At 57.3% G+C, this 16,423-nt stretch carries 13 protein-coding genes; 8 read left to right on the plus strand and 5 right to left on the minus strand.

All coding sequences use genetic code 11. The features are described from left to right. Positions 1-28 precede the first annotated feature (28 nt). Genes ileS through AC0V60_RS12830 form a run of 3 tightly spaced genes read left to right on the plus strand, consistent with a single transcriptional unit; the run spans position 29 to position 3,922 of the window. A complete protein-coding gene (gene ileS / locus AC0V60_RS12820; protein ID WP_486178840.1) occupies positions 29-2,977 on the plus strand; it encodes an isoleucine--tRNA ligase in 2,949 nt (982 codons plus the stop codon). Further along, a complete protein-coding gene (gene lspA, locus AC0V60_RS12825) occupies positions 2,970-3,512 on the plus strand; it encodes a signal peptidase II (RefSeq protein WP_486178841.1) in 543 nt (180 codons plus the stop codon). Before ileS ends, lspA begins: the two co-directional genes overlap by 8 nt. After that, positions 3,512-3,922, plus strand: coding sequence for a DUF3035 domain-containing protein (locus AC0V60_RS12830; RefSeq protein ID WP_486178842.1), 411 nt, complete (start codon positions 3,512-3,514; stop codon positions 3,920-3,922). The genes lspA and AC0V60_RS12830 overlap by 1 nt, the downstream gene beginning before the upstream one ends. A 130-nt stretch (positions 3,923-4,052) precedes the next feature. Here AC0V60_RS12830 and AC0V60_RS12835 read toward each other — a convergent pair whose 3' ends face one another. Continuing rightward, the gene (locus AC0V60_RS12835) at positions 4,053-5,360 is read right to left on the minus strand and encodes a hemolysin family protein (protein WP_486178843.1); all 1,308 of its coding nucleotides are present in this window, start codon (positions 5,358-5,360) and stop codon (positions 4,053-4,055) included. A 204-nt stretch (positions 5,361-5,564) separates the two neighbouring features. On the opposite strand from AC0V60_RS12835, the gene AC0V60_RS12840 reads away from it, so the two are divergent. Next, on the plus strand, positions 5,565-6,260 hold the full coding sequence (locus AC0V60_RS12840) for a YiaD family glycine zipper/OmpA-like lipoprotein (protein ID WP_486178844.1): 696 nt from the start codon (positions 5,565-5,567) through the stop codon (positions 6,258-6,260). 57 nt (positions 6,261-6,317) lie between these two features. On the opposite strand, the gene AC0V60_RS12845 is transcribed toward AC0V60_RS12840, so the two are convergent. Beyond that, complete coding sequence (locus AC0V60_RS12845) at positions 6,318-7,103, minus strand: 3'(2'),5'-bisphosphate nucleotidase CysQ (protein ID WP_486178845.1); 786 nt, start codon at positions 7,101-7,103, stop codon at positions 6,318-6,320. Between the two features lie 155 nt (positions 7,104-7,258). On the opposite strand from AC0V60_RS12845, the gene sucC reads away from it, so the two are divergent. Continuing rightward, positions 7,259-8,473: an ADP-forming succinate--CoA ligase subunit beta gene (sucC, locus tag AC0V60_RS12850; protein ID WP_486178846.1), complete on the plus strand. Its 1,215-nt coding sequence runs from the start codon at positions 7,259-7,261 to the stop codon at positions 8,471-8,473. Between the two features lie 59 nt (positions 8,474-8,532). Here sucC and AC0V60_RS12855 read toward each other — a convergent pair whose 3' ends face one another. Next, positions 8,533-8,808, minus strand: a complete 276-nt coding sequence (locus tag AC0V60_RS12855; protein ID WP_486178847.1) for a hypothetical protein — start codon at positions 8,806-8,808, stop codon at positions 8,533-8,535. A gap of 286 nt (positions 8,809-9,094) precedes the next feature. Between AC0V60_RS12855 and AC0V60_RS12860 the strand changes: the two genes are divergently transcribed. The 3 genes from AC0V60_RS12860 (at position 9,095) to AC0V60_RS12870 (ending at position 11,462) form a co-directional block, all read left to right on the plus strand. After that, entirely contained in the window at positions 9,095-9,841 is a 747-nt protein-coding gene (locus AC0V60_RS12860) for an electron transfer flavoprotein subunit beta/FixA family protein (RefSeq protein ID WP_486178848.1), read from the plus strand. Positions 9,842-9,874: 33 nt separating this feature from the next. Beyond that, positions 9,875-10,807 carry an electron transfer flavoprotein subunit alpha/FixB family protein gene (locus AC0V60_RS12865; protein ID WP_486178849.1) on the plus strand — a complete coding sequence of 311 codons (933 nt, stop codon included), beginning with the start codon at positions 9,875-9,877 and terminating at the stop codon, positions 10,805-10,807. A gap of 274 nt (positions 10,808-11,081) precedes the next feature. Beyond that, positions 11,082-11,462, plus strand: a complete 381-nt coding sequence (locus AC0V60_RS12870; protein WP_486178850.1) for a hypothetical protein — start codon at positions 11,082-11,084, stop codon at positions 11,460-11,462. Between the two features lie 7 nt (positions 11,463-11,469). Here AC0V60_RS12870 and AC0V60_RS12875 read toward each other — a convergent pair whose 3' ends face one another. Further along, a complete protein-coding gene (locus AC0V60_RS12875; RefSeq protein ID WP_486179496.1) occupies positions 11,470-12,690 on the minus strand; it encodes a DUF445 domain-containing protein in 1,221 nt (406 codons plus the stop codon). Between the two features lie 163 nt (positions 12,691-12,853). Beyond that, positions 12,854-16,357, minus strand: a complete 3,504-nt coding sequence (locus tag AC0V60_RS12880; RefSeq protein ID WP_486178851.1) for an efflux RND transporter permease subunit — start codon at positions 16,355-16,357, stop codon at positions 12,854-12,856. Between the last annotated feature and the right edge of the window lie 66 nt (positions 16,358-16,423).

A 16,423-nucleotide genomic window follows, 5' to 3' on the forward strand; every position in this document is an offset into this window, starting at 1 on the left:
GCGCTCAATGCACTAACGCGCTTCGCCTATGTCTGACGATACTGCCAAACGAGACTATAAGGACACCGTCTTCCTGCCTAAGACGCCCTTCCCGATGAAAGCCGGCCTTCCGCAGAAGGAACCGGGCATTGAGGCGCGCTGGCGCGAGATTGATCTGTACGGCAAACTGCGCGAGGCGCGCGCTGGCCGCGAGAAGTTCATCCTCCACGATGGCCCGCCTTACGCCAATGGCGACATGCATATCGGCCATGCGCTCAACCATATCTTGAAAGACATGGTCTGCCGCACGCAGAACCTCATGGGCAAAGACGCGCCCTATGTGCCGGGCTGGGATTGCCACGGCCTTCCGATCGAGTGGAAGGTCGAAGAGCAATATCGCAAGAAAAAGAAGAATAAGGACGAGGTTCCCGCCAAGGAATTTCGCGCCGAATGCCGCGCCTACGCGCAAAAATGGGTCGACACCCAGCGCGAGCAGCTGAAGTGCCTTGGCATTTTGGGGGATTGGGACAATCCCTACCTCACCATGGATTTCCAGGCCGAGGCTACGATTGTTGCGGAGCTTTGCAAGTTTGCGGAAAGCGGAAACCTCTATCGCGGGTCAAAACCGATCATGTGGTCGCCGGTTGAAAAGACCGCGCTGGCCGAGGCTGAGGTAGAGTATGAAGACCTGACCGACAGCCCGCAGATCGACGTAGCGTTTGAGATCACCGAGAGCGCGGTGCCGGAATTGGTCGGCGCGCATGCGGTGATCTGGACGACAACGCCTTGGACGATCCCGGTGAACCAGGCGATCGCTTATGGGGCTGATGTCCGATATCTGCTATTGAATGTCGTCGACGGCGACAAACAGCCCATGTGGCTTGTTGCGGAAGACCTAGCACCTGCTTTTCTCGCGCGTGCAGGATTTCCACCACTCGAAAGTGGCATGATCAATGGCAAAAGCGTTATTTATGAGCGCCTTGTCCGAGGATCCGAGCTAGCTGGAACCAAAGCCCGCCACCCGATGCACCATCTCGGTGGGTTCTACGCGACCCCGCGCCCCTTCCTAGAAGGCGATTTTGTCACCACCGATTCAGGCACAGGCCTTGTCCATATGGCGCCCGACCATGGTGAGGACGACTTCGACCTTTGCAAAGCCAACGGTCTCAATCCGCAATTCGCAGTGATGGACGATGGCCGTTATCGCGACGATTGGCTGTGGCTGGGCGCGGATGACAAAGACGACGAGGGCAAAGAGCGCCGCCGCTCGGTCATCAACAAGCCGTTCAACTCGCCCGAAGGCCCGATCTGCTCGGACCTTCGCGAAGCCGGCGCTCTGCTCAGCGCGTCTGCCGATTACGCGCACTCCTACCCGCACTCATGGCGCTCCAAAGCCAAGGTGATCTACCGCTGCACACCGCAATGGTTTGTGCCGATGGACAAAGAGCTGGAGCCGGTTCCGGGTGCCAAGGCTTCTGCCTTACATGAAATGAGCCTTGATGATATCGAGGCAGCGGCGAAAGACGGCGCGGCCCCTCGACAGGCTCAGGGCGAACGGGATACTTTGAGAGCCCGCGCCATGTCGGAAATCGACCGGGTCGAATTCATCCCTGAAAAAGGCCAGAACCGCCTCGGCTCTATGGTCGAAGGGCGGCCCGATTGGGTACTATCGCGCCAACGCGCTTGGGGCGTGCCGATCACGCTGTTTGTGCGCCCAGACGGCACCTACCTGCAAGACTCCGCAGTCAACGCGCGGATCGTCGCAGCGGTCGCAGAGGAAGGCGTCGATGCATGGGAAGAGGCGCGCAAGGCTGAATTCCTTGGGCCCGACTACAACCCCGACGAATTCGAGATGGTCACCGACATCCTCGACGTCTGGTTCGATTCGGGCTGCACCCATGCCTTTGTACTGGAATCTGATCGCTGGCCCGACCTGCAATGGCCAGCCGATATCTATCTTGAGGGCTCGGACCAACACCGCGGCTGGTTCCAATCCTCGCTCCTGCAAAGTTGCTCAACGCGGGGCCGCGCGCCTTACGATCAGGTGCTTACCCACGGCTTCACCATGGATGCCAAGGGCAAGAAAATGTCGAAATCGCTCGGCAATACGGTCAGCCCGCTCAAAGTCATGGAGCAAACCGGCGCGGATATCATCCGGCTGTGGGCGCTGAGCGTTGATTTCACCGAGGATCACCGCATCGGCGATGAAATCCTCAAAGGTGTGGGTGACCAATACCGACGGCTGCGCAACACTTTCCGCTATCTCTTAGGCGCGCTTGACGGGTTTGTCGGCGATATGTCCGACGGGGGAGAAATTCCCGAGCTCGAACTCTACGTCCTATCGCTTGTGGGCGAGCTGGACGCTAAGCTCAGACAAGCCGCGACCGAGTACGACTTTAACACCTACACGCGCCTGCTGGTGGACTTCTGCAATGAAGACCTCTCCGCCTTCTTCTTCGATATTCGCAAAGACACACTCTATTGCGACGGCGATGATAGCACCGCACGCAACGCTTACCGCACAGTGCTGGACCTCCTGTTCCATGCGCTCGTCCGCTATGCCGCGCCGGTTCTGGTGTTTACGTCTGAAGAAGTCTGGCAAACCCGGTATCCCGAAGACGGCGAGCAAGAGGGAAGCGTTCACCTGCTCGAATGGCCAAGCGTGCCAACGGTCCCTGCCGACCGTGCCAAGTGGGAGCAGTTGCGAGCTTTGCGTGAGCGCGTGACGGAGGCCATCGAACCGCTGCGCCGTGACAAAGTGATCCGTTCCAGCAATGAAGCGACCGTCACTGTGCCAGCCTCAGCTGTACCCGAAGGCGTCACCGACGAACAACTCGCCGAATTGTTCATCACCGGGACAGTGACCAGAGGCCAAAGCGATGAGGTGACAGTCACCAAATCCACCGACCACAAATGCGGCCGCTGCTGGCGCTTGCTTCCCGATGTTGCGGAAGACGGCGCGCTGTGTGGGCGCTGCGCGGAGGTCGTTGGTGAGTAACCTGTTCACCCGCAACCGCCTGATCGGGCTTGGCTTTGCGGCGTTCATCGCTGCAATTGATCAGTTGGTGAAGTGGTATGTCACCGGGCCTTTGGACCTGCGCAATGTGCGCAATATTGAGCTCGTACCCTTCTTTGATCTGACTTATGTTGAGAACCGCGGGATATCTTTGGGTATGCTGCAGGCGACCAATATGGAGATGCGCTGGCTACTCGTGGGCATGACCGCCCTCATTGGGCTTGTTGTGCTCATATGGATGATGCGCGAGAAGATCCTGGGCGACATCCTAGGCCTATCGCTCATTTTGGGCGGCGCGATTGGCAATATCTACGACCGATATGTGTTTGGTTACGTCATCGACTACGCCGATCTGCACGTCCAAGTTTCTGGGGCAACCTTTCGCCCCTTCCTTATTTTCAATATCGCCGATGCGGCTATTACCATTGGCGTTGTGATCATCCTTGCGCGCAGCCTGTTTGTGCGCGAAAAGGATGACGAAACGCAGGCCCAAGAGCCTCAAGCGGAGAATTCCTGATGCGTAACGTAAAAACCGCCATTCTTCTTGTGTCCGGCAGCGCGATGCTCGCCGCCTGCGGGGGCAGCGGGATTTTCAACCGTGATCGTCCCGATGAGTTTGCAGTGCAGCGTCAGGCGCCGCTGGTGATTCCGCCAGACTTCACGCTTACCCCTCCGGCACCCGGTGCACCGCGCGCTGCGGAAGGAACGGCGCAAGAGCAGGCGCTTGATGCCTTGTTTGGCGGTCCAGCACCGCGCAGCGAAATCGAGACGAGCGCTCTCGACCGCGCTGGCGCCGCTGCACCCAGCATCCGTTCGCAAATTGGCGATGAGGGCACCAATACAGTGGCAAAAGGCCGCGTTACCCGCGACATTATCGCAGCCCCCGAAGGCGACGGGCAAAACGCCAGCACGGTGATACCCTCTTAGTTTTGGGTTCGCCCATCCGGGTGAACTCCTAGGCGCTGCTCTCTCCACACACACTGCAGAGCAACTGCGGACGCACATCACAGCGAAGGACGGCTAGTCAGGACGCGCGCCCGGATGGAAACGCGAGACCCTAAGCCTCATTCTCTTCTAGTTTGCGCACCAGGATCTTATCAATCCGGCGGTTGTCCATCTCGGTAACGGTGAATTCCCAGCCTTGGTCGGAAAATTTCTCGCCCGGCACCGGAAGCCGCTTCAGCACATAAAGCGCATAGCCCGCTGCCGTCCCAAATTCGCGGTCATCGCCGTAAGTCAGACCGAGGCGGTCCGCGAGCCCGTTGGCAGAAAATGTTCCTGACACGAGCAGCGAGCCATCAGAGCATTCGATCACCTCAGGCGCATCGCCCTCATCCTGATCGCTCAGAAAATTGCCCGCAATCGCAGTGAGCAAATCCACCGGGGTCACAATTCCCTCAAAGTGGCCATACTCATCATGGACCAGCGCCATCGCGATTTCTGCCGATTGCAGCACCCGCAGTGCGTCCATCGCGTCAAGCTGGTCGGGAACGACCTCGGCTTTTTGCATGATCTTGCGCACAGCAACTGTCTCGCCTGCGACCATCCGGCCCAGCAAGTCGCGCGCTTTGACCACGCCAAGGATGCTATCGGGGGACCCTTCTGCCACCGGCAACATGGAGTGAGGGCTGGCTTTAAGGGTCTGTTTGATCTGCAGCTCGTCTGCATCGGCATCGAGCCAGTCTAGCTCGGTGCGCGGCGTCATCATCTCGCGAACAGGACGTTCCGCGAGGCGGACAACCCCGGTGAGGATCTGGTGCTGATCCTGTTCGATAACGCCGGAGCGCGTCGCATCAGCGAAAATCATCTGTAGCTCTTCAGCCGTGACCGAGCTTTGCCCCTTGGAGCGTATCCCGAACAAGCGGATGATCCCGGCAGATGAGCGATCGAGCAGCCACACAAGCGGAGCGGCAATAGTGGCAAGGATCGCCATGGGCCGTGCCATGACGACTGCGATCTGCACCGCTGCGCGTAGGGCAAGTTGTTTGGGGACCAGCTCCCCTACCACTACGCTGAAATAGGTGGTAAGTGCGATAACGGTCACGAATGCAACTTCGCCCGACACGTCCTCAGGCACACCAAGGGCCGCCAGCCGCTCACCAACAGGTTGCTCCAAACTTGCTCCTGAATAAGCGCCAGTGATGATCGCAATAAGTGTGATGCCGATTTGAACAGTCGACAGGAATTTGCCTGGGTCTGCAGCAAGGCCAATAGCGATGCGCGCGCCTGATGAACCCTGCTCTGCCTTGGCCTTGAGGCGGCTGGTCTTGGCAGAAACAATGGCAAGCTCGGACATCGCAAAGACGCCATTGAGCAAGATCAGGCCAAAGATAATAAAGAGTTCGGTCCAGGGAAAAGGTGTCACGCTTACTTCGCTAGCACAAAATACGCGCTTTGCCAGACGGCACTTGAGATCGCGAGGAATAGCCCCGCTGTTCAGGCAATCGCAATCCGCTTGGAACCATGGCTGATGAGGGGTGTAGTTGCTTTGTAAAAACAAGAAACTCACGATTGGCGCTAACCTATTGCACCTGTATGCAAGCGCCCAAGACCATCAACGGAGGACGGTATGAAACTATCAAAGATAATGCTTTCAGGCACAGCAGCGGTTGCCCTTTTGGGGACGAGCGCTTGTGTGACCGATCCAAACACAGGCGAACAAAAAGTGTCACGCACCGGAATTGGCGCTGTGGCAGGCGGCGTTTTGGGCACCGTCCTTGGCGGTGTGATCGGCGGCGATACGGCGCGGATCATTGGCGCAGGCATCGGTGGCTCGGCTGGCGCGATTATTGGTAAGCAGTTCGATGACCAAATCCGCGAGCTTGATGAAGAGCTCGAAGGAACAGGCGTCGACGTGGAAGAAGTGGGCGATCAGGATGCGATCCTTGTGCGCTTGCCTGACGGCGTAACTTTTGCACGCGGCTCGGCCAACATTAATCCTGGCTTTTATGATTCGCTCAACTCAGTCGCCAACAGCCTGATCCAATATCCGAACAGCCTGGTTGATGTGTATGGTTTTACCGACACCACCGGTTCAGATGCAGTGAACCAAAACCTGTCAGAACAGCGCGCAAGTGCAGTCGCAGATTATCTTGCGGCGCGCGGCGTTGCGCGCACACGCCTTGCAACACGCGGATACGGCGAAAGCTATGACTTCCTGCGCGTGAAGACGGCTGACGGCGTTGACGAGCCTTTGAACCGCCGGGTTGAGATCAAGATTATCCCAATCAGCCAGGATCAGGTCCAAGAAGCCCGGGCCCAATAATTCTGCGAAACGTAAAGCTGAGCGGGCCGCGTTTTGCGCGCGGCCCGCTTTTTCGTACTATTTTTTTGCTTTAAGCGTCTCTGCCCGCTCAGCAATCCGAGCCACTGCATCTGAGTGGATGCCCGGCGCGCTCACCAAAACCCCAAAATCACGCGGGTCGCGTTTATTGTAGGCGAGCGGCTTTCCAAACGCGTCTGTAACGCTTGCACCCGCCTCGCGCGCAATCAGCGCAGCAGCGCCAATGTCCCACTCAAAACCCCAGTGTAAAGTTGCCAGCAAATCGGCCCGGTCATCGGCCACCATAGCGATGCGCAGCGCAATCGAATTGGGTTTCTCGACTGCGACCAGATCCGTATCGTCACCGGGCAGGTGATCCACAGGCACTCTCGCGCCTGAAAACTGCGTTCGCTGGCTTGCGCTTATGGCTGCACCGTTGAGCGCTGCGCCGCGTCCAGCCATGGCAAACCACTCTTCGCCGCGCGCAGGGGCTGAGAGCATGCCGATCAGCGGTTTTCCCGCACTCACCAACGCAACCGACACAGCCCACCCTTTGCGGCCCCGGACAAAATCGCGTGTGCCATCAATCGGATCGACCAACCAGATCAAGTCTTGACCAAGACGCACAGGATCATCGGTGGATTCCTCCGACAGCCAAGCCGCAGACGGCAACAGGCGGGCCAGCTCCCGGCGAAGAAATTTGTCGACCGCCAAGTCCGCCTCGCTCACCGGATTGCCGGGGGTTTTGTCCCAAGAATCAAGCGTATGTCCCGCTCCCGGCCAGCGCGCATAGGCCATGCGCCCTGCCTCGCGCACAATCTCTTGAAACTGGTTTTGGTCGATCATGGAGCGGCTTTCTTGCGTCGAACCCTCGTGCTCGCACTTTGAGTACTTTTCAAGTGGAGCAAACCATGCTTATGCCCCTCGCGTGGAAAAGTTGCCTTCTTCGGAATTTGGGGCACCTTTTCGAACGCGATCAATACCAAAGGGATCATCCTCTCATGAACGTCCATGAATATCAGGCCAAAGAACTGCTCAAAGAACACGGGATCGCGATTCCGGCTGGCCACGCTGCGCTCACTGTCGAAGAAGCCGTCGAAGGTGCGAAGAAGCTGCCCGGCCCGCTTTACGTTGTGAAAGCGCAAATCCACGCAGGCGGCCGCGGTAAGGGTAAGTTTAAAGAGCTTCCTGAGGATGCAAAAGGCGGCGTGCGCCTCGCATTCTCGCTTGATGAAGTGGAAAGCCACGCAAAAGAAATGCTCGGCAACACTCTGGTGACGATCCAAACCGGCGCAGAGGGCAAGCAAGTGAACCGCCTGTATGTCACCGACGGCGTCGACATTGAGAGCGAATATTACCTTGCGATGCTGGTTGACCGCGCGACAGGCCGCGTTGCCATGGTGGCATCCACCGAAGGCGGCATGGACATCGAAGACGTCGCCCACGAAACGCCTGAAAAGATCACCACGATCACAATCGATCCAGCACAAGGCTTTATGGCGCACCACGCACGCAGCGTCGCGTTTGCATTGGGCCTGACCGGTGACCTCAACAAGCAGTGTCAAAAACTTGCCAAGCAGCTTTACGCAGCGTTCACCGCAAGCGATTGCGACATGCTCGAGATCAACCCTCTGGTAGAGACCGAGAAAGACGCGGACGGCAACGCTTCGCTCCTCGTGCTCGACACAAAGATGAGCTTCGATTCCAACGCCCTTTATCGCCACCCAGCGATCGAAGAGATGCGCGATGAAACCGAAGAAGATCCAGCCGAGGTTGAAGCGTCAGAATATGACCTTGCCTACATCAAGCTTGATGGAAACATCGGCTGCATGGTGAACGGCGCCGGCCTTGCGATGGCGACGATGGATATCATCAAGCTGAACGGCGCATTCCCAGCCAACTTCCTTGATGTGGGCGGCGGCGCAACCACTGAGAAAGTGACAGCAGCCTTCAAGATCATCCTCAAAGACCCTGCGGTTGAAGGCATTCTCGTCAACATCTTTGGCGGCATTATGAAATGCGACATCATCGCCAATGGCGTTGTTCAGGCAGCCAAAGACGTGAATCTTCAGGTTCCGCTGGTCGTGCGCCTTGAAGGCACCAATGTTGACGCCGGCAAGGAAATTCTAGCGAACTCCGGCCTTGCCATCGTGCCTGCCGATGACCTTGGCGATGCGGCCAAGAAGATCGTCGCCGAGGTGAAGAAGGCGGCATAGGCCTCCAAATCTAGAAAGCTGAAAGAGCCGCCCGGTTTTAGCCAGGGCGGCTCTTTCAATTATCGGGTGAAGCCGAAGAGCAGTTCGCTACCGCTCTGCATCCACACAGCGGCCACCAGTCCTTCGCCCGGTCTATCCTTCTCTGCGCACCGCAAGGTCTGTGCATGGAAATAGGCAACGCACTCTTCCATCGCGGGAGCCCCCTGAATACCGGTGCCGGCCCATTGGCCGACCAGCCAGTCCACATGATCAAGTGTGGCCGCAGGCGATTCGAATTCCTCTTCGCCAAGCCTCGTTTCTCTTTGCCCATCGTCAGCCAGCACCGCACTAGACATGTACAACACCGCAAAAATGGACGCCAGAACTCTCACAATTGCAAACATTGCAGTTCTCCGCTTCAAAAGGTTCTACCGCGCATGGCGCTATCAAAAAAGCGACCACACAAAGGGTTGACGTAGCTATGACGGATGGCGACACCCATATACGGCACGGCGAGGCAAAAACCCTCGCCCCAAGGCGCAACTTGACGTTTACGTAAACGCGAGATAGGGCCCCGTCACAAGAGTTTCACGCATGTCTCAAATCCCTTCTTGAGCATGCGCTAATGGGAAAGGTACTGCCATGAAAATCCTCGTCCCCGTCAAACGGGTGATCGACTACAACGTCAAGCCGCGGGTGAAAGCCGATGGCACGGGCGTTGATCTTGCCAATGTTAAAATGAGCATGAACCCGTTTGATGAGATCGCTGTCGAAGAAGCGATCCGCATCAAAGAGGCAGGCAAGGCAGAAGAAATCATCGCGGTTTCTGTAGGGCCTGCAAAGGCTCAAGAAACGCTGCGGACGGCGCTCGCCATGGGCGCGGACCGCGCGATCCTTGTGGAAACCGATGAAGAGGTTGAGCCTCTCGCGGTTGCCAAAATCCTCAAAGCCATCGCTGACGAAGAACAGCCCGGCCTGGTGGTCCTTGGTAAGCAGTCAATCTCTGACGACAGCAACCAAACCGGCCAAATGCTCGCCGCTCTGATGAACCGCCCGCAAGGCACCTTTGCCAACACGGTCGAAGTTGACGGCGATGCGGTTATCGTAAAGCGCGAGATTGACGGCGGTCTTGAGACAGTCAAGCTCACCATGCCAGCGATTGTCACCACCGATCTTCGCTTGAACGAGCCGCGCTACGCTTCGCTTCCCAACATCATGAAAGCAAAGAAGAAGCCGCTCGACACCAAGACACCTGGCGACTTTGGCGTTGATATCGCACCGCGTCTCACCACCACTAATGTGGCCGAACCACCCGTTCGCCAAGCCGGTGAAAAGGTCGAGGACGTTGCCGCTCTCGTTGCGAAAATCAAGGAGCTGGGGATCGCGTAAGCGGCCCGGTCTAAAAGGAAAAGGACAACAGATATGAACACTCTGGTTCTGGTCGAGCATGACAACCTTTCAGTAAATGACGCGACGCTTGCGGTGGTTACCGCTGCAGCCAAGCTTGGCGATGTGACTGCTCTGGTTGCAGGTTCAAACTGCGGGGGCGCGGCTGAGGCGGCAGCGAAAATCGCTGGCGTTTCTAAGGTACTCAAGGCCGATGATGCCTCTTATGGCGAAGGCCTTGCTGAAAACGTAGCGCCGCTCGTGGCTGGCCTTATGGCTGACTATGACGCGCTGCTCGCTCCTGCGACAACGTCTGGCAAGAACATCGCCCCGCGCGTGGCTGCTCAGCTCGATGTGATGCAAATCTCGGACATTCTTTCGGTCGAGGGTCCAAAGACTTTCACCCGTCCGATCTACGCTGGTAACGCGATTGCGACCGTTGAAAGCTCGGATGCAAAACTCGTTATCACCGTTCGCGGCACCGCCTTTGAAAAGGCAGCAACCGAAGGCGGTACGGCTGCAATCGAAGATGTGAGCGGTGCAGGCGATGCTGGCATCTCCACCTTTGTAAGCCGCGAAGTCGCCGACGGCGGGGACCGCCCCGAGCTTACCAGCGCCAAGGTTATCGTTTCAGGCGGCCGCGCTTTGAAAGACGGCGAAACCTTTGAGAGCATCATCAACCCACTAGCAGACAAACTCGGCGCCGCCATCGGCGCATCGCGCGCTGCGGTCGATGCGGGCTATGTGCCCAACGACTATCAGGTCGGCCAAACCGGCAAGATTGTGGCTCCAGAAGTCTACATCGCCATCGGTATTTCAGGCGCAATCCAGCACCTAGCCGGCATGAAGGACTCCAAAGTCATCATCGCGATCAACAAAGACGAAGACGCACCGATCTTCCAAGTCGCAGACATTGGTCTGGTTGCTGATCTGTTTAACGCAGTTCCGGAATTGACCGGCGCGCTTTAAGCAGCCGCAAGACAATCGAACTTGTCAAAGACCTCTGCCCCGCTACTTAGCGCGGCGGAGGTTTTTTGTGATGCATATAAAGAGCTTGATGATCTGTACCGCTCTCGTCTTTGCTGCATTTGGACCCAGTCCGCTACGTGCAAGCGATAAGGATGAAGCTCATTTCAGATCAGACAATCAAGAGCTCGCTGATATGTTCGCATCGGATCAGGCGGTGCGATCCCAGCTATCGAGCGTTCTTCAATCGCGTGAGCGAGGGGCGATACATTTGCCGGTGGAGGTCATCAAAGCCATGAGCGAAGGGGATGCCAGAAGGCTGGCGCGGGCCGAGCAACTCCTAAAAGACGGCGATCTACACACTGCCAATGATTACTATCATGCCGCCTTCCTCTTTCAGCATGGAGGAAACTCCGCGTCCTATTTGCGCGCGCACCATGCGGCGGTTGTGGCCACTAAGCTGGGCCACCCCAAAGCGCCTTGGATAGCGGCGGCTTCGCTGGACAGATACCTGCTGAGCATAGGCCAGGATCAGATTTATGGGACTCAGTCCTCGAACGAAGGAGGAGAAGCCAAGCACGGGAACATGGATAGCGCAATTCTCACCGAACGTGAGCGGGCTCGGCTTGGAGTTTTAATGCCCGCCGCTTCCGAGTAATCAAACCTCACATAAAGCTCACAATAAAGTGCAGCGTCATGCCCACCATGCCGCCCACTATCGTCCCGTTGATCCGGATAAATTGAAGGTCACGGCCCACTGCGCTTTCAATGCGGCCCGTGATTGTTGTCGCATCCCAGCGCTTCACCGTCTCTGAGACCAACGTCACAATCTCGCTGCCATAACGTGTCGCAATCCCGGCAGCGGTGCGCCTGGCAAAGCGGTTGATCTGCATCTGCAGCCGCTCATCCTGTTTCAAGGCCTCGCCCAAATCGGCCAGTGCGATACGCATATCTGAGCCCAACTCGCTTTCAGGATCGCGCGCACGTTTGATCAGCGACTGGCGGATGCGCTCCCAAACACCCATCCACCATTCGGCGACCGCAGGGTTTTCGAGCAGATCGCGCTTCATCTCCTCCACCCGCGCGCGCGTTTTGGGATCGTCTCGCAAATCTTTAGAAAGCTCCCGAAGGCCCTCTTCGACCTTGTCGCGCAAGGGGTGATCAGGATTGACCAGCACTTCGGCAAGCAGTTTATAGAGCCCTTCTAGCACGTTGGCAGAAATGGTTTTATCAAGGCCCGTCCAGCGCATCACACCGTTCACCCGGTCGTGAATGATGGTGCGCACGGTCTCCTCATTGTCCTCAAGCGTCAGGCCCGCCCAGCGGATAAAGCCGTTGATCAAAGGCGAATGCCGACCATCAGCCATTATATTTTCGAGCATCCGCCCGGCAAGCGGAGAAACTTCGACTTTCGCAAGCTGGTGCCCAAGGCCGGAGCGCACTTGATTTCCTAACCGGTCAGGATCCAGCGATTCGAGCACTTCAGCAAGGAGTTCAGCAGCGCCGCCTGTGATGCGCGAACGTGTATCGATGCCGTCCTCATTCGGTTTCTCCGCTAGAAAATCGCCAACCGCACGCGCGACATTCATGCTCGACATACGGCGAGCAACAACCGCTGGTGTCAGAAAGTTTTCGCGCAGAAACTGCCCCATGGTGTCCGCAATGCGGTCCTTGTTGGTCGGAACAATAGCGGTGTGGGGAATGGGGAGGCCGAGCGGGTGCCGAAAAAGCGCGGTAACCGCAAACCAATCGGCAAGTCCGCCGACCATGGCCGCTTCGGCAAAGGCGTTGACATAACCCCAAGCAGGGTGCGCAGGCACAAGACCATGGGTAGTGAAGAAAAGCGTGCCCATCGCAACCAGCAGCCCTGTCGCGGTCCAGCGCATACGCCGGGCAACATCAGGGCTTAGCGGTTCGCCGCCAAACTTCGAAGGGACAGGCTTTGGAGAGCCGAATTTGGGGCTGGTTGCCATAGCGCCGCGCTATCTGCCCCAATGCAGGCGCATGGGGAAGACCAAATCCGCTGCCTTTGTCTGCGGCAAGAGACGACTACTCCGCAGGCTCAGCTCCGGGGGGCGGAATTTGCGGTTTTGTCTGGGCCGGCGCAGGGATAGGCGCGTCGAGCACCGGTTGGCCGTCATCGCCCGGCTTATAGGTAAGCAAGGTTCTGCGCAGCCACGGGCCAATGCGCTTCTCAACGCCGTCAGCAAGGCTAAAACCGGCGGGCACGATGAGCAGGGTGAGCAAGGTCGAAAGGATCAGCCCCCCAATCACCACAATACCCATCGGCTGGCGCCAGGCACCATCGCCTGTGAGCGAGATCGAGGTGGGAACCATGCCTGCCGTCATAGCCACCGTGGTCATCACAATCGGCTGCGCGCGTTTATGGCCTGCGTCCATGATCGCGGCGAGTTTATCGGTGCCCTTCTCCATCTCTTCAATTGCAAAGTCGATCAGGAGAATGGAGTTCTTCGAGACAATGCCGAGAAGCAGCAGAATTCCGATATAAACCGGCATGGATTGCGGCATGCCCACAAGCCAGATGAGCAAGATCCCGCCAAGCGGCGCCAAAGCAAGAGAGGTCATGTTGACAAGCGGGCTCATCAAACGCTTGTAAAGAAGCACAAGGCACGCAAACACCAGCATCACACCGGAGACCACCGCAACCTGGAGGTTGCCGACAAGCTCTGCCTGAATTTCGTCCTCGCCCACAGCGTCACGGATCACGCCTTGCGGAAGGTCCTTCAATGTTGGCAGCTCGTCGATTTGCGCTTGAGCGGTGCCTTTCAATACGCCGCTGGCAAGATCAGCACCGATGAAGACCCGGCGGTTTTGATTGTAGCGTTGGATCGTGGTGGGACCTGAGCCAAACTCGATGGTTGCGACCCGTGAAAGAGGCACTGTGCCGCCGTTGATCGTTTGAACCGGAAGGTTCTCAATCGTGCTCATGCGGCCGCGCGCATCTTCGCTCAGCTTGACCTCGATCGGGATCTGGCGATCAGACAGCGAAAATTTCGCCGCGTTCTGTTCAATCTCGCCAAGGGTCGCAATGCGGATTGCTTGGCTGACGGCTAACGTTGAGACGCCCAGTTCGGCAGCCAATTTCTCATTGGGAGTGATGATAATTTCAGGACGGCGCAGGTCCGCTGCGACCCTCGGGGCAACGATGGTGTCGAGCCCGCGCATCTCATCGACTAGCTTGGTGGCTGTTTCATTGAGGAGAGCGGGGTTTGATCCTGCCAGCATGACGGTCAAATCGCGTCCTGATCCGGCCCCGCCAAAGCTGTCGGCAACAAAGCGGATACGGGCGTCCGGGATCTGGCTGAGGATCGGCGTCATGTCGCGCTGAAAAACGATTGAGGAACGCTCACGATCTTCCATGAGGGTGATGTACATGGTGGCTTCACCGACGCGGATACGCTCAAGGATGACTTCCACTTCTGGCTGCTCGTAAAGAACACTGGCGATCTCATCGACGACGCGTTTTGTGCCCTCCAGAGTGGTGCCTGGCACCATTTCGACCGCGATTTCGCTGTTTGATTGATTGATATCGGGCTGAAACTGCGCGGGGACGCTGCCAAACAGTACAATGGTCACGAGGAATGACATCCAACCCGCGCCGAGCATCCAGACCCGGTGATCACGGAAGCGCGCGGTCAGATAGCGCATTGACTGGCGCACTCGCGACCCGGTTCCTGCGAACAGCTCGAGAAATTTAAGCGTCAGCCAAGTCGCGACCCCTGCCACGAAGGTCACACACAAAAGCTGTGCGACCTCGAATATCTTAGCAATGGTCTTGAACACGAAACCGTATTGGTCATTGGAGAAAAGACCAGCCATCTGGCCGTGCAGGTTCACCTCGCCCACGACGCCCCAAAGCGCGAAGACAACAAACGCAGGGACCGCGAGCAGGAGGATGGAGGTGAGGAGCAAACCAATCGTGTAGAGCGCACGCGAGCGCGGCCCTTCGATACCCTCACGCAGGCGGTGCATTGTGCCGGTATGAAGCGTCCAGCTCAAAACGCCGAGATAACGCTCCATCCATTTGCCCTCGCCGTGTTCGGCGTGGCCTTTGGCAGAGAGGAAATAGGCAGCCATAAGCGGCGTAATCATCCGCGCCACGGCAAGGCTCATCAAAACCGCTACTACAACGGTAAGGCCAAAGTTCTGGAAGAATTGCCCTGAGATACCCGGCATCAAACCCACAGGCAGAAAGACGGCCACAATACAAAAACTGGTGGCGACCACAGGCAGCCCGATCTCATCCGCTGCATCAATGCTGGCGACATAAGCGGTCTTGCCCATTCGCATGTGCCTGACAATATTCTCAATCTCCACGATCGCATCATCGACGAGCACGCCTGCCACGAGACCAAGCGCCAGCAGCGAGAGGAAGTTCAGGTTGAAACCCATCAGGTCCATGAAAAAGAACGTGGGGATCGCTGACAAGGGAATGGCAACCGCGCTGATAAAGGTCGCACGCCAATCGCGCAGGAACAGGAAGACGACCACAACCGCAAGAACTGCCCCTTCAATGAGGGCCTGCATCGAACTTGCGTATTGGCTCTTGGTGTATTTGACCGTGTCGAACAGCGGAATAAACTCAAGGTCGGGATTTTCGGCTTGAATTCCGTTGATGATCTCTTGCGCATTTTCAAAGACGGTCACATCCGAGGCGCCTTTTGCGCGGCTCATGAAGAAATTGACCACTTCTTTGTTGCGCACCTCGCTCAAAGAAGATCGTTCGGAAAAGCCATCGCGAACGGTCGCAACATCAGCAAGCCGCAAGGTCTGGCCATTACCGAGCTGGATTTGCCTTTGCGAAAGCTCGTAAGCCGTCTCGTTATTACCAAGAACCCGAAGCGATTGGCGCGTGCCGCCGACCTCTGCAAGGCCGCCGGCTGCGTCGATATTGGTCTGACGAAGGACGTTGTTGATCTGCGAAGCGGTGACGCCAAAGGCCTGCATTTTTGCAGGGTCCAAAATGACCTCAATTGCGCGGTCAACACCGCCAAACCGGCCCGCTTCCGCCATGCCGGTGATGTCAAGAAGACGCTTGGTCACCGTATCGTCAATGAACCAGCTCAATTGCTCAATCGTCAAGTCATCAGCGCGCACGGCGTAAATGCCGAGAAAGCCGCCAGCAGCCTCAATCTTATTGACGCGCGGTTCCTGAATGCCGTCAGGCAGGCTGCCTCGGATCCGGTCGACCGCATTTTTGACCTCGGAAACCACGAGATTGGGGTCGATTCCGACCTCAAATTCCACAAATGTGTTCGAAAATCCTTCGCTTGCGGTCGAAGAAATCTGCTTCACGCCATTGATCGAGCGCACCGCGCTTTCGACCTGCTGCGTGATCTGGTTCTCGATCTCACTGGGTGCAGCGCCCGGTTGAGAGATACCGACAGTGACCGCAGGAAACTCAACGTCAGGATTATTCACCACATCCATACGGGCGAAACTGACCATGCCTGCGAACAAAAGCGCTGTGAACATGACGAGCGGGATCACTGGATTGCGGATCGACCAGGCGGAGAGATTACGAAAGTTCATGAATACCTCTTTGTGCCTTTACTCAACCAGTTTCACCCTGAGCGACACCCCCTAACCCTAAGCGGT

The sequence above is a fragment of the Erythrobacter sp. S259 genome (assembly GCF_057364965.1).